14 protein-coding genes are annotated in these 15,339 nt (G+C 66.0%); 6 read left to right on the top strand and 8 right to left on the bottom strand.

Annotation, left to right across the window (positions count from 1 at the left end; translation table 11 throughout):
• Positions 1–9 precede the first annotated feature (9 nt).
• Positions 10–654 (top strand): transcriptional regulator GfcR, encoded by a 645-nt coding sequence (gene gfcR, locus ACZ5YD_RS05675; protein ID WP_379745941.1) that lies wholly within the window; start codon positions 10–12, stop codon positions 652–654.
• A gap of 87 nt (positions 655–741) precedes the next feature.
• Positions 742–1,086 (top strand): glutaredoxin family protein, encoded by a 345-nt coding sequence (locus ACZ5YD_RS05670; RefSeq protein ID WP_379745943.1) that lies wholly within the window; start codon positions 742–744, stop codon positions 1,084–1,086.
• Between the two features lie 132 nt (positions 1,087–1,218).
• Here ACZ5YD_RS05670 and ACZ5YD_RS05665 read toward each other — a convergent pair whose 3' ends face one another.
• Positions 1,219–2,487 carry an RNA-guided endonuclease InsQ/TnpB family protein gene (locus ACZ5YD_RS05665; protein WP_379745946.1) on the bottom strand — a complete coding sequence of 423 codons (1,269 nt, stop codon included), beginning with the start codon at positions 2,485–2,487 and terminating at the stop codon, positions 1,219–1,221.
• A gap of 222 nt (positions 2,488–2,709) precedes the next feature.
• Between ACZ5YD_RS05665 and ACZ5YD_RS05660 the strand changes: the two genes are divergently transcribed.
• Positions 2,710–3,276 (top strand): DUF7110 family protein, encoded by a 567-nt coding sequence (locus ACZ5YD_RS05660; RefSeq protein ID WP_379745949.1) that lies wholly within the window; start codon positions 2,710–2,712, stop codon positions 3,274–3,276.
• A 108-nt stretch (positions 3,277–3,384) separates the two neighbouring features.
• On the opposite strand, the gene ACZ5YD_RS05655 is transcribed toward ACZ5YD_RS05660, so the two are convergent.
• From ACZ5YD_RS05655 to ACZ5YD_RS05640, 4 genes are all read right to left on the bottom strand, one after another.
• Complete coding sequence (locus ACZ5YD_RS05655; RefSeq protein ID WP_379745951.1) at positions 3,385–4,698, bottom strand: MFS transporter; 1,314 nt, start codon at positions 4,696–4,698, stop codon at positions 3,385–3,387.
• A 389-nt stretch (positions 4,699–5,087) separates the two neighbouring features.
• A complete protein-coding gene (gene nasA / locus ACZ5YD_RS05650; protein WP_379745954.1) occupies positions 5,088–7,172 on the bottom strand; it encodes an assimilatory nitrate reductase NasA in 2,085 nt (694 codons plus the stop codon).
• Positions 7,173–7,400: 228 nt separating this feature from the next.
• The gene (locus ACZ5YD_RS05645) at positions 7,401–9,167 is read right to left on the bottom strand and encodes a nitrite/sulfite reductase (protein WP_379745957.1); all 1,767 of its coding nucleotides are present in this window, start codon (positions 9,165–9,167) and stop codon (positions 7,401–7,403) included.
• A 277-nt stretch (positions 9,168–9,444) separates the two neighbouring features.
• Positions 9,445–9,879 (bottom strand): universal stress protein, encoded by a 435-nt coding sequence (locus tag ACZ5YD_RS05640; RefSeq protein WP_379745960.1) that lies wholly within the window; start codon positions 9,877–9,879, stop codon positions 9,445–9,447.
• A 101-nt stretch (positions 9,880–9,980) separates the two neighbouring features.
• Here ACZ5YD_RS05640 and ACZ5YD_RS05635 point away from each other — a divergent pair, with 101 nt between their 5' ends.
• On the top strand, positions 9,981–10,703 hold the full coding sequence (locus ACZ5YD_RS05635; RefSeq protein WP_379745963.1) for a diphthine--ammonia ligase: 723 nt from the start codon (positions 9,981–9,983) through the stop codon (positions 10,701–10,703).
• Positions 10,704–10,765: 62 nt separating this feature from the next.
• Here the strand turns inward: ACZ5YD_RS05635 and ACZ5YD_RS05630 are convergent, their stop codons facing one another.
• On the bottom strand, positions 10,766–11,740 hold the full coding sequence (locus tag ACZ5YD_RS05630) for a sugar phosphate nucleotidyltransferase (protein ID WP_379745966.1): 975 nt from the start codon (positions 11,738–11,740) through the stop codon (positions 10,766–10,768).
• A gap of 164 nt (positions 11,741–11,904) precedes the next feature.
• Between ACZ5YD_RS05630 and ACZ5YD_RS05625 the strand changes: the two genes are divergently transcribed.
• Together ACZ5YD_RS05625 and ACZ5YD_RS05620 are read left to right on the top strand one after the other, a co-directional pair.
• A complete protein-coding gene (locus ACZ5YD_RS05625) occupies positions 11,905–12,210 on the top strand; it encodes a transcriptional regulator (protein ID WP_379745969.1) in 306 nt (101 codons plus the stop codon).
• Between the two features lie 93 nt (positions 12,211–12,303).
• A complete protein-coding gene (locus ACZ5YD_RS05620) occupies positions 12,304–14,022 on the top strand; it encodes a sensor histidine kinase (RefSeq protein WP_379745971.1) in 1,719 nt (572 codons plus the stop codon).
• A gap of 71 nt (positions 14,023–14,093) precedes the next feature.
• Here the strand turns inward: ACZ5YD_RS05620 and hpt are convergent, their stop codons facing one another.
• Both hpt and ACZ5YD_RS05610 read right to left on the bottom strand, forming a co-directional pair.
• A complete protein-coding gene (hpt, locus tag ACZ5YD_RS05615) occupies positions 14,094–14,663 on the bottom strand; it encodes a hypoxanthine/guanine phosphoribosyltransferase (protein WP_379745974.1) in 570 nt (189 codons plus the stop codon).
• A gap of 91 nt (positions 14,664–14,754) precedes the next feature.
• Positions 14,755–15,336 (bottom strand): DUF2238 domain-containing protein, encoded by a 582-nt coding sequence (locus tag ACZ5YD_RS05610; protein WP_379746041.1) that lies wholly within the window; start codon positions 15,334–15,336, stop codon positions 14,755–14,757.
• Positions 15,337–15,339 lie beyond the last annotated feature (3 nt).

Below are 15,339 nucleotides of genomic sequence, written 5' to 3'. Positions count from 1 at the left end.
CGCCCGGACATGAAGAACGTCGATGACCTCATCGCGAACGCCTCGGAGCTCGCCGATCGCGGGCTCTCGAAGGGGGAGATCGCGGACGAACTGAACGTCTCCCGCGAGACGGCGAGCTGGCTCGTCGATCGCGCCGGCGGCGACACGGACACGTCGACGGCGTCCGCCGGAAGCGGTGACGGCGCCACCGCCGACATCCACGTCGACTGGTCCGCGATCGGTCGCGACTCCGCGCGCCTTTCGTATGCGGGCGAGGCGATGGCCGATCTGCTCTCGAAGGTCGACGACGACGTCGATCTGACGATCGGTGTGGAGAAGGCCGGCGTGCCGCTGGCGACCGTCGTCGCACGCGCGCTCGATACGGATCTCGGCGCGTACGCGCCCGCGAAACACCAGTGGGAGGAGGGCGACATCGCCGACCACGGCGGCGGCTTCTCGCGCAACTTCGCGGGCATCCGCGACCGCGAGTGTTACGTCGTCGACGACATCGTCACCTCGGGGACGACGATGGCCGAGACGATAACGGCGATCCGCGAACAGGGCGGCGAGCCGGTCGGCTGCTGTGTGCTCGTCGACAAGAAGGGCCGAAAGGAGATCGAGGGCGTGCCGCTGTACTCGCTCATCAACGTGGTTCGCGTCGACCGCGAGGACTGATCCCCTCGATACGGCGCACTCTCCTCCGATACAGCACACCTTCGATACAGCGCAACCTCTTTCGGTCCCCGACGCGTATCCGCGTTCATGACCTTCAGTCCCGAAAGCGATCACGACGCCGCGGCGATCGAAGAGCGTGTCGAGGAGACGATAGCGGAGAACGACGTCGTCCTGTTCATGAAGGGCAACCGGCTGATGCCCCAGTGCGGCTACTCGAAGCGGGCGGTTCAGCTCATCTCGACGCACGTCTCGGAGTTCGAGACGGTCGACGTCCTGCCGGCGCTGCCGCAGTACCGCGAGGCGCTTTCGGACCGCAGCGACTGGGAGACGATCCCGCAGACGTTCGTCGACGGCGAGTTCGTCGGCGGCAGCGACGTGCTTGCGGAACTCGAGGAACGCGGCGAGCTCGAGTCGACGCTCTCGACCGAGTGATCGCGGTCGGCGATCGGTCGTATTCCCCGTGAATTCGCCGGTCGGCGACGGTCGTCGACGCCGTTCGAAGAAGAGTAGGTCCTTTGACATCCTCCCCGCCTTGAAGAGCGAGGACTCCCGAGCGTTGGGATATTACGGTTCGCAACCTACCTGTTCTCTCGGGCGGAACGACCCAGAGTGTTGGTTGAACAGGTAGGCTACTGGCCGTGCCAAACGACCGTTACTCATATCCTCCGTCGGAGGATTCTGAGTTATCTTTCGCCGGATGTTCACCGCACCGTTCACGTCTGCGTTCATCGTCGCCCCGCATGATTCACAGACGTACAGACCGCGCTCCACGCGGTTGGCGTCTCGCTTTCGACCACAGCACGAACACGTCTTGCTCGTGTCTCGCTCACTTTTTCGGTCTACGAGGATGCCGTGTTCTTCCGCCTTGTATTCGAGCAACGTGGTGAAGCGGTCGAACTCCCATCCGTGGAGTTTCTTGTTCCCACGTCGACCCCAGTTCCGAGACTTGCCGTTCTCGTCCTCACGAATCTTGCTCAAGTCACCGATGGCGATGCGACCGACCTCGTGGTCGATGCACTGTTCAACGATGTGCTTTGCAAGGGAGTGTAGAAAGTGGTCTTTCCGACGCGAGAGTGTCTGCCGAGCGCGAAGGGAACGGTTTGACGGGCCGTTCTCGCCCTCGGTGTCATACTCCTCGCGGATGAAGTAGTGCCTGTCCTGCTTGAGAACGTTTCCCGGATACAACTCCGCGTCCCCGTCGTCGTAAGCGATGGCGAGGTAGTTCTTGATGCCGAGGTCGATTCCAGCAGTGTTGTCACCGGGAGCGCCCTCGATGGATATCTGGACCTTGCAGACCAGGTGGAGTTCCCAACGGTCGCCGTTCCACACGGCACGTACTTGCTGGATGTTCTCCACGGTCACGTCCGGTCGCGTCTCGTACTCTACAAGGATGAAGTCCGAAGGCGATGCTTTGTGGTTGAAGCCTTTGGAAAGGCGGAGGTGATTGTGTTTGGAATCGTGTTTGATGCCCTTCTGCTTCCACGTCACGGTGGAGCGTGGGTGGTTGTCGCCGTGTTTGCGGTAGCCAGGTGGGTTGGCATCTTCGTCTCCTCGTTGGCGTGCTTTGTACCAACTGGTGAACGACTCAGCAAGCTCTTCGAGAACTCGCTGACTGGATTGAGAATGTAAATCCCTGTATCGTTCGTGTTCCTTGAGTTCGGATTTGAGTTCGCCGTCGTTGGGGATTTCCCCGTCGTCGTCCCACCGGCCTTGCGTGTAATATCGGGCGACGTTCCACAGCTTGGATGCCGAGATCCCGCACTGGTCGAGGTCGTCTTGCACCTGTTGGTGGTTGGCGATTTTCGCTCGATGGGTGCGGGTAGTCTCCAGCATCGGACTGTGTCCATAAATATTTATGGATAGTTGAATATTAAATATGGCGGCTGGGCGTTGAATATCTGGTGGTGCCGTCGAACGGGGTCTGTGGGGGGTTATCGGCTGTATTCCCGCCCTGAAGGGCGGGTTTTAGCCTCGAAACTCCCATAAGGCTCCACCCCCTAGAGACGGGTAGATCACGTCCCAGTGTCGCCGCTGTGACGATCCACCATCTCAACCATGTCAGGCCGCGTGTTCCGACTTCACTCGACGCTCGAACTGCCACTCGAAGACGTAGAGGACTACTTCGAGAACGATCCGGACCTGCCGCCGGAGATCGACGACGTGGACATCACACGCCGAAACAACACGCTCATCTTCAAAGCCGAAAGCGACGACGAGAGCATCAGCAAGTACACGCCGACGGCCCAACTCAAGGCCTCCGTCACGGAGACGCGCGTCTACGAGGAGGAGCCGCCGCGCGCGGGCGGCCCCCAGTGGATGGACGAGGAGGAGGAGATCCCCTCCGAGCTCGTCGAGTTCGCCTGCTTCAAAGGCGATCGCGAGACCGTCCTGCAGAACTCGGCGCTGCAGTACCCCATGTTCCTCGTCCTCCGTGAGATCGCCTTGCGGTCGGAGAAGGGCACGCTCACGGCCATCACCGAGGACGATGGCGACCTCCGGGCGACACGCATCGTCGAGGGCGAGGAACGTCCCGCGACCGTCGAGGTCGTCGAGAGCCCGCAGGGCAACGGCGAGGGGAACGGCGGCGTCAACTGGCGCGACAACGAGTTCATCTCGGACTGATCGAGGCCTCGCCGGCGATCGAGCCGCCCCCGGACGCTTTTCGTTCCGTTTTCTCGCTCGGAGTCGGAGCTCCGTCTTGGAGGTGGGGATCCGTCTCGGAGGCGGGGATCAGTCGTCGCCGGGTGCGGCCCCCGATCGAGCGTTCGTGAACCCGCTCTCGTTTGCCACCGTTGCGATCCGCGGTTGGAACACCCAGGCGGTGAGTCCCACGATCGGGATCATCGTCACGGCGACGATCGAGTAGCCGACGTGGAGGTTCGGCAGGAACTGCGCGGAGTAGACGAGCGGGTAGACGATCCCGCCGACGGTGCCGATCCCCCCGACGACGCCGGCGACCGACCCCGAGCTGTTCGGGAACATCGCGGGCACCTGTGCGAAGATCGCCCCCTCGGCGAACGCACAGCCCATCCCCACGAGGAATCCGGCCCCGACGGCGAGCAGGACTCGACCGCTGAGCCCGGCGAGCGTCATCCCGAACATGGCCACGACGACGAAACAGAGCGAGGCGAACGTCCACTGTTCGCGGTAGCGCCCCGTGAACACCGGTAGGATGTTCCGCTCGGTGCGAGCCAGGCGGTCGCTCACGTATCCGCCGAACGGACGAAGCAGCCCGGCGGCGATGGAGAACGTCGCCGCGAACGTCGCGGCGAGGGTGAGGTTCCGGGTGTCGAACCCCTCGCGGTAGTAGGTGGCGAGCCAGCCGTTCATCGACAGCTCCAGGCCGAACGTCATCACGTACGCGAGCGCGAGGACGACGGTTCCGTAGCGCGTGGCCGTGAAGAACCAGTCGCGGAAGCCGGCCCCCTGCTTGGTCGCCTCACGCTTCTCCTCGCTTTTCGCCGCCTCGCCGAGGACGTAGTAGGCCACGCCGAGGAGGATGGAGACGACGCCGGTGTAGAAGAAGGCGGCCCGCCAGTTCGTCGAGAAGAGCGGTCCGCTCCAGTCCGTCGTGAACACCCGCGGGAGGATCAACGCCCCGCCGGCCGCGCCCGCGTTCCCGACGCCGGCGTAGATGCCCTCCGCGGTCCCCAACTCGCCCTCCTCGAACCACTCGGAGACGTGCTGGATGCCGATGACGAACGTGATCCCCGCGGTCGCGACGATGAGCCGCGTCAGGAAGAACACCGAGTACGACTCCGCGAACGCGCTGGCGATCGAGAAGACGCCGACGTATCCGAGGACGATGGCGAAGACGGACGGCGCGCCGAACTTATCGGAGAGCCAGCCGGTCAGGATGCGACCGAACGGGGCGAGCCAGATCGCGGCGCTCGCGAGGACGCCGATCTCGGCAAGCGACAGCCCGAACTCCTCGGCCATCGGCCCCGTGAACGGGGCGAACGAGAACCAGATGAGAAACGAGAAGTTGAACCCGACGGTGGCCAAAAGTAGCGTCCGGTACTTCGTCATCCGGATCAGGCCCATCCGTCAGCTCCCGTTTTGACCGATCGTTTGGCCTCTCTTCGCCCGAACGACGATCCGTGTACGCGATCCGACTTCGTGTGGATGTTCGACCACATTCTCTCGATTCATTTCATGAATGTCTGGTTAATAAGGTCGTTCCTTACTGAATACCCAGTCTTGTGGTGTATCGGTGTCTGTTTGATCGTGGTGGGTGTATATAACCATGATTAAGGCCACGTTCGAGGCGATCCACCTCACCGGACTCATCGTGGTGAGCCGACCGTTCGACGGGACGACGCCGCCGCTCGGCCGTTCGTCCGTCATCCATGGCTCGATCGAATCCCCATCGTCGTCCGATCGGGCCTCCATCGCCCGTGGTTCGATCGGGCCACCTGACGCCGATCGACCGTTCAGTCGTCCGCGCGCGCCGCGGTTTCGACCGCGGCTTCGGAGGACGACTCGGGGGCGACGAGACGGACCGCACACTGTTTGAAGTGCGGTTCGCCGGAGTTCGGGTCCCGGTCGGGCAGCGTCAGTCGGTTGGTCGAAGGGTGGTGGATCGGGAGCCAGACCATCCCCTCGGGGACGCCCTCGTCGGGGTCGATCCGAACCGTCACGGACGCGCGCCGGGAGACGACGGCCACGCGGTCGTTCCCCACGAGATCGGCGTGCGCCTCCACGGTTTCCGGGTTGATGCGCGCACAGGGACCCTCACTCGCCGTCTCGTCGCCGCGCGAGCGGATCCCGGTGTTGTAGCCGTCGGCCTCACGGGCGGTCGTCAGCGTCAGCGGGTAGCTTTCGTCGGTCGGTTCGGGCAGCGCCTCCTGGCGTCCGGTCGAGAAGATGGCGTTCCCGCTCGCGGTCGGGAACGACCACGAGTCGCCCTCGTGGTAGCGATAGCCGCCGGCGCTTTCGGCGTCCGGCGCGGGCCACCGGACCGCGTGAACCTCCTCGAGTCGATCGTAGGTGATCCCGGAGCAGTCGGCGAGGGTTCCGGCCGTGAGTTCGGCGAACTCGTCGAAGACGGCCTCGGGGTCGGGTGACCGATCGGCGATCAGGTCGGGAAACAGCGCGGAGCCGATCGTCGCGACGATCTCCAGGTCGCTTCGCACTCCCCTCGGAACGTCCGTGGCCGCACGCACGCGGGAGATCGTCCGCTCCATGTTCGTCGTGGTCCCGTCCGACTCGCCCCACGTCGCCGCCGGCAGGACGACGTCGGCGAGCGCCGTCGTCTCGGTGTGGAAGGCGTCCTGGGCCACGAGGAAGGCGTCCTCGAGCCGCTCGCGGGCGGCGTCGGCCTCCGGCATCCCGGCGGCGGGGTTCGTGGCCACCGTCCAGACGGACTCGGGCTCGGCCTCCAGGATGCCCACCGGATCCGGACCGGAATCGTCGGGAAGGCGTTCGACCGGGACGCCCCAGTGGTCGGCGACGGCTCGGCGGTGGTCGGGATCCTCGAACGGGCGCTGTCCCGGCCAGCTTCCCTTCGAAGAGCAGATCCGGGTACCCATCGAGTTGGCCTGTCCGGTCAGCGAGAACGGGCCCGCGCCCGGGCGGACGTTGCCGGTCGCGAGCGTCAAATCGATGAGCGCCCGCGCGGTTTCCGTCCCCTGGACGTGCTGGTTGACCCCCATCCCCCAGTAGATGAGCGCCCGCCTCGAGAGCGCGTCCGCGAGCAGTTCGACCTCGTTCGCGTCGACGCCCGCCTCGCGTGCGGCCGAGGCCGCGTTCGGGAGCGACGCGACCAGGTCCTCGAACCCGTCCGTCGCGGTCTCGATGAACTCGCGGTCGAGTCGGTCGGTCTCGACGAGGCGCGCGAGCACCGCCCGCGCGAGTGCGAGGTCCTTGCCGGGTTCGGGCGCGACGTGGCGTTCGGCGTTCTCGGCCGTCTCCGATCGGACCGGGTCCACGACGACGATCTCGACGTCCTCGGCGTCGGCGGCCCGGCGGATCCAGCGAAACATGACCGGGTGTGCGACCGCCGGGTTCGCGCCCCAGATCACGTGACGATCGGCCGCGTCGATGTCGTCGTAGGTACACGGTGGCGCGTCGCTGCCGAAGGCCTCGTAGTAGGCGGTCACCGCGCTCGCCATACAGAGGGTCGTGTTGGCGTCGTATCGCCGCGTTCCGAATCCTCCGCGCGCGAGCTTGCCGAGGAGATATGCCGCCTCGTTGGTCTGTTGACCGCTGCCCAGGATAGCGACCTCGTCCGGATCGCGGTCGTGGGCCGACCGAAGCCCCTCGACGGCACGCGAGAGCGCCACGTCCCAGGTAGTCTGTCTCAGCGCCCCGTCCTTGCGGACGAGCGGTCTGGTGAGCCACTCCCCGTCGGGGTCCTTGCTCTCCTCGAGCCCGCGCGCGCACGCCAGCCCCTGGTTCACCGGGTGGCTGGCGTCGCCGCGGGCGACGTCGACGCCGTAGCCGATGTCGACCTCACGGTGGGCGTGGCCGCAGCCGACGGCACACCGCATGCACGTCGTCGGTACCCAGTCGCTCATCGGCTCCCCGGGGCCTCCGTTCGGTCGCGTTCGCTCGTTCCGTCGTTCGGCATCCGCACTCGCGTCCGTCCTCGCCCGCGAGCCGACGCCGCGGTGGCGCGTTCCGCCACTATTCGTACAGCTCCGGGGCGACGTCGTAGGCCGGGATCGGACCGTCCTCGCGGTTTGGCGTCCGGCGCGCCTCCTGGCTCGTCTCCGTGTCGTCCCGCACGCGGGTCGTCGACACGCTCAATCACCCGCCTCGATGGGCGTCCCGTCGGCCGCGGTCGGTGCCGGGCTCTCGCCGTCGACGAAGGGGTACCACGACTGCTTGCCGTCGGCGAGACACGGATCGACGTAGCCGTCGACCTCCTCGGGCTCCGCGAGCTCGACGATCGTCTCGTGGCCGGTCGCGTCGACCCACTCGCGGAAGGTCTGTCCCTCCGAGCGCAGCGCGGCGTAGGCCTCGACCACGTTGGCGATCAAGCCGGGGACCTCGTCCGCGGGCACCCGCTGGCGAACCCACTCGATGAACGAGGGATCCTCTCCGATGCCGCCGCCGACGCCGACGTCCATCGCCTCCACCATCTCGCCGTCCTTTCGCGCGCGCATCCCCTGGAGGCCGATGTCGGCGGTCATCGCCTGTCCACAGTCCGCCGTACAGCCCGAAAAGTGGATCTTGATCCGATCGACATCGTCGGGCAGGTCGACGTTCGACCCGAGCCAGCGGAGCAGCCGGGCCATCCGCGCCTTCGTCTCCGTGAGGGCGAGCGAGCAGAACTCCGTTCCGGTGCAGGCCATCGCGCCCTGCACGAACGGGTTCGGCTCCGGCGTGTAGGTCTCGAGGAGGGGCTCTTCGAGCAGCGCGTCGAGCTCCTCGTCGGGGACGTCCATCACGAGCGGGTTCTGTCGGCGGCTCAGCCGGACCTCGCCGGAGCCGTACTCGTCGGCCAACTCCGCGAGCGCGATCGCGTCCTCGGCGGGCAACCGACCCACCGGGACCGAGAGGCCGACGTAGTTCCGTCCGTCGGCCTGATCGTAGACGCCGACGTGGTCGTGGGCGCCGTGCTCGCTCGGGCGTCCGGCGTTGTAGGTGTACTCGCCGCGGAAGTCGGTTCCGGCGGACTCGAACTCGAACTCGAGGCGATCGTCGAGGTCCTCGCGAATCTCGTCGGTTCCCCGCTCGTCGACGAAGAACCGCGCGCGGTTCTTCGATCGATTCTGCCGGTTGCCCTCCTCGTGGTAGAGTTCGACGAACGCCCGCACGGTCTCGACGGCCCGCTCCGGGCGGACGAACAGGTCGAGCGGCCGGGCGTTCCGGGGCTCGCGGCCGCCGAGGCCGCCGCCGACGCGGACGTTGAACCCGGTGACCTCCTCGCCGTCGACGAACTTGTGGGCCGGCTCCAGTCCGACGTCGTTGATCGCGTCCTGGGCACACCCCTGTCTGCAGCCCGTCACGGAGATGTTGAACTTCCGCGGCATGTTCGAGAGGTCGTCGTCGCCGCGGATCGTCTCCTGTATCTCCTCGAGGATCGGCCGCGACTCGACGTACTCGTCGGCCTTGCCGGCGACCGGACAGCCCGTGATGTTGCGCATCGTGTCCCCGCCGGCCGACCGTGAACTCACGCCGACGGACTCGAGCGTCTCCCAGATCTCCGGGACGTCCTCCAGCTTGAGCCAGTGGAGCTGGATCGACTGTCGGGTCGTGAAGTCGATCCACCCGTTTCCAAACTCGGGGTTCTCCGCGGGCCCGCGGGCGTACTCACGGGCGACTTCGCCGATCGCGCGAAGCTGTTCCGGCTCTAGGACCCCGCCGCAGTTCGTCAGCCGCATCATGAAGTACGACTCCTGGCCGTCCCGGTGGTGGAACAGCCCCCAGAACTTGAACCGCGAGAACCACTTCTCGCGGTCCTCCTCCGGGATCGAGTCCCACCCGCGATCGGCGAACTCCAGGATCGTCTCCCTGATCTCGTCCCCGTAGGCCTCCGACTTCCACGACTCCTTTTTATGCGCCATGCGAGCCAACCCAAATTACTGACCGTTTGAACATCGTTATTCGATTATGATTCAATAGTGTCTACATATATGGCTTATCTATGTATTGATCGTACAACAATGGGTGTGTGTTGTAGTATATTGTTTCTCAAGTCTATCCGGATCTGTATAAGGTCCTGTGTGCCGATCGACTCTGTGGGATCCTATTCGATCAATAAAAACGTGCCTTCTGGACGTTCATTCACATCTATTCGGAGATCGATCTCCGTTTACTATCGAGCGCCCCTACCGACGTCGTTCACTCGTCGCCGCGAACCACGAGGACCGGCGTCGAGGCGTTGTCGACCACGCGTTCGGAGACGCTCCCGAGCGAGACGATCTTCTCACGGGGGCTCTTTCCGCGCGTCCCGATGACGATCAGATCCACGTCCGTCTCGTCCACGTACGCGAGGATCTCCTTCCAGGGGGTCCCCGTGCGGATCCCCGTCACCGCCTTGAGGCCCGCCGCGTCGGCGCGCTCCGCGACGGCCTCGACGGCAGCCTCGCCCTCCTCGCGAAGGGACGACTCGAGGTCCGCCCGCGTGTCGCTGTCGGCCGCGGTGAGGATCCGGTTGTCGAGGACGTAGAGGCCGTGTACCGTCGCCTCGTCGTCTTCGGCGATCGAGATCGCGTGATCGAGGGTCGTTTCGACAGTCGGGCTGCCGTCCGTCGGCACGAGTACGTGATCGTACATCGGTCTGTCCCGGTTCGATCTTCGACGCCCCCGCGTATCAACGTACCCCCCGCCGTGGTCGGACCGCGGCGTCTTTATCGCTGTGGCTCCCGTCTCGATCCATGAGCGACGATTGGGTGAGCCTCTTTTCGGGCGGCAAGGACTCCTCGTGGGCGCTGTATCGCGCCCTCGAGGAGGACCTTCCCGTCTCGCGGCTGTTGACCGTCCACCCGGCTGGCGACTCCTACATGTATCACACCCCGGCGACGCGGCTGTCGGCGCTCGCCGCCGAGAGCGCCGGCATCGAGGCGATCGACGTCGAGCCGGCCGACTTCGAGTCCGGCGAGGCCGCCGATTCGGATGCCGGAACCAGGGGCGACGCCGAGATCGAGCCCCTCGAGGCGGCCCTTCGTGACCTTCTGGACGTCCCGGGGTTCGACCTCGCCGGCGTCACCGCCGGAGCGGTCGAAAGCGAGTTCCAGACCTCGCGGATCGAGGGGATGTGTGACCGCCTCGGGATCGATCTCTTCGCCCCGCTGTGGCAGGAGGACCCGGTCGCGCTCGCGGAGTCGATGATCGACGCCGGCTTCGAGATCACGATCGTCCAGGTGGCGGCCTACGGCCTCGACGAGTCGTGGCTCGGCCGCACCCTCGATCGGAATGCGCTCTCTGACCTCCGCGATCTCAACGACGACTACGGCGTCCACGTCCTCGGCGAGGGCGGCGAGTTCGAGACGTTCGTCACGGACGGCCCGCACATGGACCGGGCGATCGAACTCGAGACCGAGCCGGTCTGGGAGGGCTCGCGGGGACACCTCCGAGTTCTCGATGCGGAGTTGACCTAGAGACCTCCCGGCTCGGACGCCCGTCGATGGCCGACGGCGGCGAGTAAACTGGCCGTCGGCGATCAGAACTGGCCGCCGTCGGTGATGGACGTGTGGGCGCCGATGAGCGCGCCCGACAGGTCGAAGTTCTCGATCGTGGTGTCGCGGTCGATGATCGAGCCGCGGATCTCGGCGTTGCGGACGGTGGCGTCGGGGAAGACGACGGCGCGTTCGAGGGTGGCCTCCTCGACGGTGGCGTCGGCCATCACGTGGACGGTCTCGCCGAGGGTGGAGTCGCTCACGGTGGCGTCGTCGTGGACGACCGTGCCGCCGTCGAGGGACCACTCGATCGCGTCGAGGTAGCTCTCGGGCGTGCCGATGTCGAACCAGGCGCCGTCGAAGGTGAACGCGCGCACCGTCCGGCGCTCCTGTAACCACTGGATGAACCAGCCGGGTTCGTCGGGGTTCTCGCCCGCCTCGAGGTAGGTCGCCAGGTCGCCGAGGCGCTCGGCGGGGAACGCGTAGCAGGCGATGGAGACGAGCGTGCTCTTGGGGTCGTCGGGCTTCTCCTGGAAGTCGACGACCCGATCGCCGTCGAGGTCGACGAGGCCGTAGGACTTGGCCTTCTCGCGGGAGCCGACGTCGTACGCCGCGAGCACGGGATCGCCGGCGTCCTCGAAGAAGTCGACGAACTCGGCGATGTCGAAGCTGATGAGGTTGTCGCCGGCGACGACGACGAGGTCGTCGTCGATGCCCTCGCGGTCGACGAGCTGGGCGAGCGCGCCGACGACGCCGAACTTCTCGTCCTCGTTTTCGGTGTCCTCGATGGAGAGGGTGAGCTTCTCGAAGGGGGTCTCCTCGAGGTACGTCTCGAAGTCGGGGGCGAACCGCTCGTTCGTGGAGACGAAGACCTCGTCGATGCGGTCGTCGGCCTCGAGATCGGCGAATATCTCGTCGATGACCGTGTGTTCGCCGATGGGAAGGAACATCTTGGGTCGGTCCTTCGTGATCGGCCACAACCGCGTCGCGTACCCGCCCGCGAGCACAACCGCCTTCATATACTCGCGCAGACGAGGAGGGGTCGTATCACTCTTTCCGTCTCGTCTCGCCGGGTGTTCGGGTTCGGATCCTCGGGATTCGGATGCAGATTCCGGTATCCGGGTTCGCATCCCCGTGACTCGCGATCGCCGCCGGTTTGTACCGCGTTCACCTACGAGCGTGCATGGAGCGCACGACGCGCCAGCGGATCGCCGACCACCTTCGCGAGACGGACGCCACGGCGAGCGAACTGTCCGAGGTCGTTTCGCGTCCCCGGTCCGTCGTCTACGACCACCTCGAGCACGTCGCCGACTCGATCTCGGACGACGACGCCGAGGCGAGCGGCGACGGCGGAGAGCGGCTCTTGGTCGCGCCGCCGCGATGTCGCGAATGCGGATTCGACGGGTTCGACGATCCGCTCACGCTTCCGTCCCGCTGTCCGGAGTGTCGCAGCGAGCGGATCGACGAGCCGACCTTCCGGATCGAGTAGGGCAAATGTTCCGCATCCGTGAGGCTCCACCGACGTACACGCGAGTCGGTTTCGGCATAAACGACTTTATTGGGTCGCACGAAACGGACGGTCGTGATCGCTCAGTCGCCGCTGCCGGGTCGGGTCGTCCTCGCGTTCTACGTGCTCGCGTTCGGCATCGCCGCCGTCGCGTGTTTCGCGGCCATCCCGCGAGCGCGCCGATTCGACGACCCGGACACCCGCCGGGGACTCGTTGGACTGCTCGTCCTCAGCGGCGGCTGGGCGGCCGCGCACGTCGGATTTCTGCTGGCGCCTCCCGGTCCGATCGCGGTCGCCTTCTACCTCGCCGGTCTCGTCTCCGGGTTCTCGACCATCGGCGCCTGGCTCTACTTCTGTTCGGCCTACACCGGTCGGTCCCTCCACAGACAGCCGCTTTATCGACGGCTCGCGCTCGGCGTCTATCTCGGAGTGATGCTCGTGAAGTTCACGAACCCGATCCACGGACTGTACTTCACCACCGAGGCCGCCACCCGACCGTTCGTCCACCTCGGGGTCCAGCACCTCATCGGCCACTGGATCGCAATGGGGCTGGCCTACGCGCTCGCGACCGTCGGGATCTTCATGCTCCTCGAGCAGTTCACGCAGGTCGGCGCCGACACGCGACCCCTCGCCGTGCTCGTCGGCTTCACCGCGTTGCCGCTCGTGTTGGACGTCCTCGGGTACCTCCTCCCGTTCGTCGTCGACATGACTTACGAGCCGCTCGGCGTCGCGGTCTTCGCGGTCGGGGTAACCTCCATCTTTTTCGATCGCTTTCAGGCTACCCGCATCGCCACCGAGTCCGACGACCCCGTGATCGTTCTGGACGATGACGACCGCATCACCGACTACAACGTCTCCGCGAGGCGGCTCTTCCCCTCGCTTTCGGACTCGACCGCCATCGGCCGGGAGGTCTCCGAGGTGCTTCCGACGATCGGCGATGCGATCGATACCGACGAGAACGTCCGCCCCGTCGAGGTCGACGGGGAGCGGCGATACTACCACGTTTCGGTCGGCCCCTTCACCGCCGGCTCCAGACATCTCGGTCGGCTCCTCACGATCACGGACGTCACGGACCGCGAGCGCTATCGAACGGAGCTCGAGCGACAAAACGAGCGGCTCGACCGCTTCGCGAGCGTCGTCTCACACGACCTCCGGAATCCTCTCAACGTCGCACAGGGGCGGCTCGATCTGGCACTCGAGGTCGGTCCGGACGACGCCGAGGCGTTCGAGCATCTGGAGGCCGCGGACCGGGCGCTCGATCGGATGGAGGAGCTGATCGCGGACGTGTTGACCCTCGCCCGTCAGGGCCAGCCGATCGACGAGACCGAGCCGGTCCGCCTCTCGGACGTCTGTGAGGCGGCCTGGGAGGTGATCGACGCCGGCGACAGCACCCTCTCCATCGAGAGCGACGTCGCCTTCACGGCCGACCCGGAACGGCTCAGACAGCTCCTCGAGAACCTGTTTCGTAATTCGGTCGAACACGGCGGCGAGGGCGTGAGCGTGACCGTCGGGGACCTCGATGGCGGCGAGGGATTCTACGTCGCCGACGACGGCCCGGGGATACCCGAGGAGGACCGCGAGGACGTCTTCGAGTACGGCCATACGACGATCACGGACGGGACCGGATTCGGGCTCGCGATCGTCTCCGAGATCGCCGAGGCGCACGACTGGGGGGTGTCGGTGACGGACGCCGAGGGCGGCGGCGCGCGCTTCGAGGTGAGAGGAGTGCGGACGATCGACGCCGAATCGGCCGAGTTCGAGCCGATCGGAACCGAACCTGCGAACGCGGACTGACGCTCCGGGGACGAACTGACGCTCCGGGGCCGACGTGACAGACGAGTTGTAGCGGGTGATCGTCGACGCCGCTATCCGTCGCCGTGGGCGTCGACGACGATGACCTCGCCGTCCTCCACCGTGACGTTGATCAGCGTTCGCACGTTGTAGTCGGTGTCGTCGAGCTCGTTCTCGCCCGCCTTCTTGATGACGGCGACGACGTCGACGACGTCCGCGCCGATCTCGTTCGTGAGCGCGTCGAGGACCGCCTTCATCGTGCCCCCGGTCGAGAGCACGTCGTCGATCACGAGCACGCGGTCGCCCGCCTCGACGTCGTTGATGTACATCTCCGACTCCGAGTAGCCGGTCTCTTGAAACAGCGGGACCTCCCCGTCGAGCCCGTACTGGCGCTTGCGGATCACCACGAGCGGGATGTCCGTCATGAGCGAGAGCGCGGTGGAGATGTGGATGCCCATCGCCGCCGGGGTGACGATCTTGTCGACGTTCTCGAGTTCGGCCTTGCGGATGATCCGGATGACGATCTCCCGGAGCAGCTCCGGTTTCAGCATCGGAACGCCGTCGCTTATCGGATGGACGAAGTACTCGTACTCGCCTTTCTCGATGATCGGGGCGTCGAGCAGCGACTGCTCCAACTGATCCATGTCGCCGGTACAGACCCGGCGGGATAAAGCCTGGCGGTTGTGGCTGCCGGCCGTCCCGCCGGCGCCGGTCCGGCTCGAACGTGGTTCCGTCTCACTTCGAGCCACGGTCCGCGATCCGCTCTGCGATCCGTTCTCCCACGCCGGTGAGATATGCCTGTCCCCACAGTCCGACGATCAACGCGCCGATCGAGTTGAACACGAGGTCCTTGACCGTGTCGTCGAGCCCGTGTTGGGCGAGCGGCATCTCGATCCCGGTCGTCGCGGCGACGACGTCCAGGCCGTACTCGAACAGCTCCCAGAGGACGCCGAACGCGAGCACGAACGAGACGACGAAGACGACGAAGAACCGCCTCGGCAGGACGATCTCGTCGTGGTGGGCGTCGATCGCCCGCACGAGGATGTAACCGATCGCCGCGATAATCGACGCCGAGGTGGCGTGGGTGAGGTGGTCCCACCAGCCGACGGAGGAGTACAACCCGGCGGACCCGAGCGTGTGTAAGAAGACGGCCGTGGTGATCCAGAAGGCCAGAAACGGGTCGATCGCGACGCGGTAGTTCCGGTCGATGACCGCGGGCGCGAACGTGATCGCGAGCCCCGCCGTGCCGTTCGTGACGACCTTCGGCTCCCCGGCCCACAGACCGTATCCGACGAGCCCGACGAGCACGACCTGCATCGC

The organism is Halopenitus salinus, assembly GCF_055397165.1.
The sequence above is the reverse complement of the archived record's forward strand: the minus strand, read 5'-3'. Positions and strand labels throughout refer to the sequence as shown.

Excerpts from the sequence above, each read along its gene's own strand:
- ACZ5YD_RS05670 (WP_379745943.1), top strand. The coding sequence starts at position 742 with ATGACCTTCAGTCCCGAAAGCGATCACGACGCCGCGGCGATCGAAGAG.
- gfcR (WP_379745941.1), top strand. The coding sequence starts at position 10 with ATGAAGAACGTCGATGACCTCATCGCGAACGCCTCGGAGCTCGCCGAT.
- nasA (WP_379745954.1), bottom strand. The coding sequence starts at position 7,172 with ATGAGCGACTGGGTACCGACGACGTGCATGCGGTGTGCCGTCGGCTGC.
- ACZ5YD_RS05665 (WP_379745946.1), bottom strand. The coding sequence starts at position 2,487 with ATGCTGGAGACTACCCGCACCCATCGAGCGAAAATCGCCAACCACCAA.
- ACZ5YD_RS05645 (WP_379745957.1), bottom strand. The coding sequence starts at position 9,167 with ATGGCGCATAAAAAGGAGTCGTGGAAGTCGGAGGCCTACGGGGACGAG.
- ACZ5YD_RS05640 (WP_379745960.1), bottom strand. The coding sequence starts at position 9,879 with ATGTACGATCACGTACTCGTGCCGACGGACGGCAGCCCGACTGTCGAA.
- ACZ5YD_RS05625 (WP_379745969.1), top strand. The coding sequence starts at position 11,905 with ATGGAGCGCACGACGCGCCAGCGGATCGCCGACCACCTTCGCGAGACG.
- ACZ5YD_RS05660 (WP_379745949.1), top strand. The coding sequence starts at position 2,710 with ATGTCAGGCCGCGTGTTCCGACTTCACTCGACGCTCGAACTGCCACTC.
- ACZ5YD_RS05635 (WP_379745963.1), top strand. The coding sequence starts at position 9,981 with ATGAGCGACGATTGGGTGAGCCTCTTTTCGGGCGGCAAGGACTCCTCG.
- ACZ5YD_RS05610 (WP_379746041.1), bottom strand. The coding sequence starts at position 15,336 with ATGCAGGTCGTGCTCGTCGGGCTCGTCGGATACGGTCTGTGGGCCGGG.
- hpt (WP_379745974.1), bottom strand. The coding sequence starts at position 14,663 with ATGGATCAGTTGGAGCAGTCGCTGCTCGACGCCCCGATCATCGAGAAA.
- ACZ5YD_RS05630 (WP_379745966.1), bottom strand. The coding sequence starts at position 11,740 with ATGAAGGCGGTTGTGCTCGCGGGCGGGTACGCGACGCGGTTGTGGCCG.
- ACZ5YD_RS05655 (WP_379745951.1), bottom strand. The coding sequence starts at position 4,698 with ATGGGCCTGATCCGGATGACGAAGTACCGGACGCTACTTTTGGCCACC.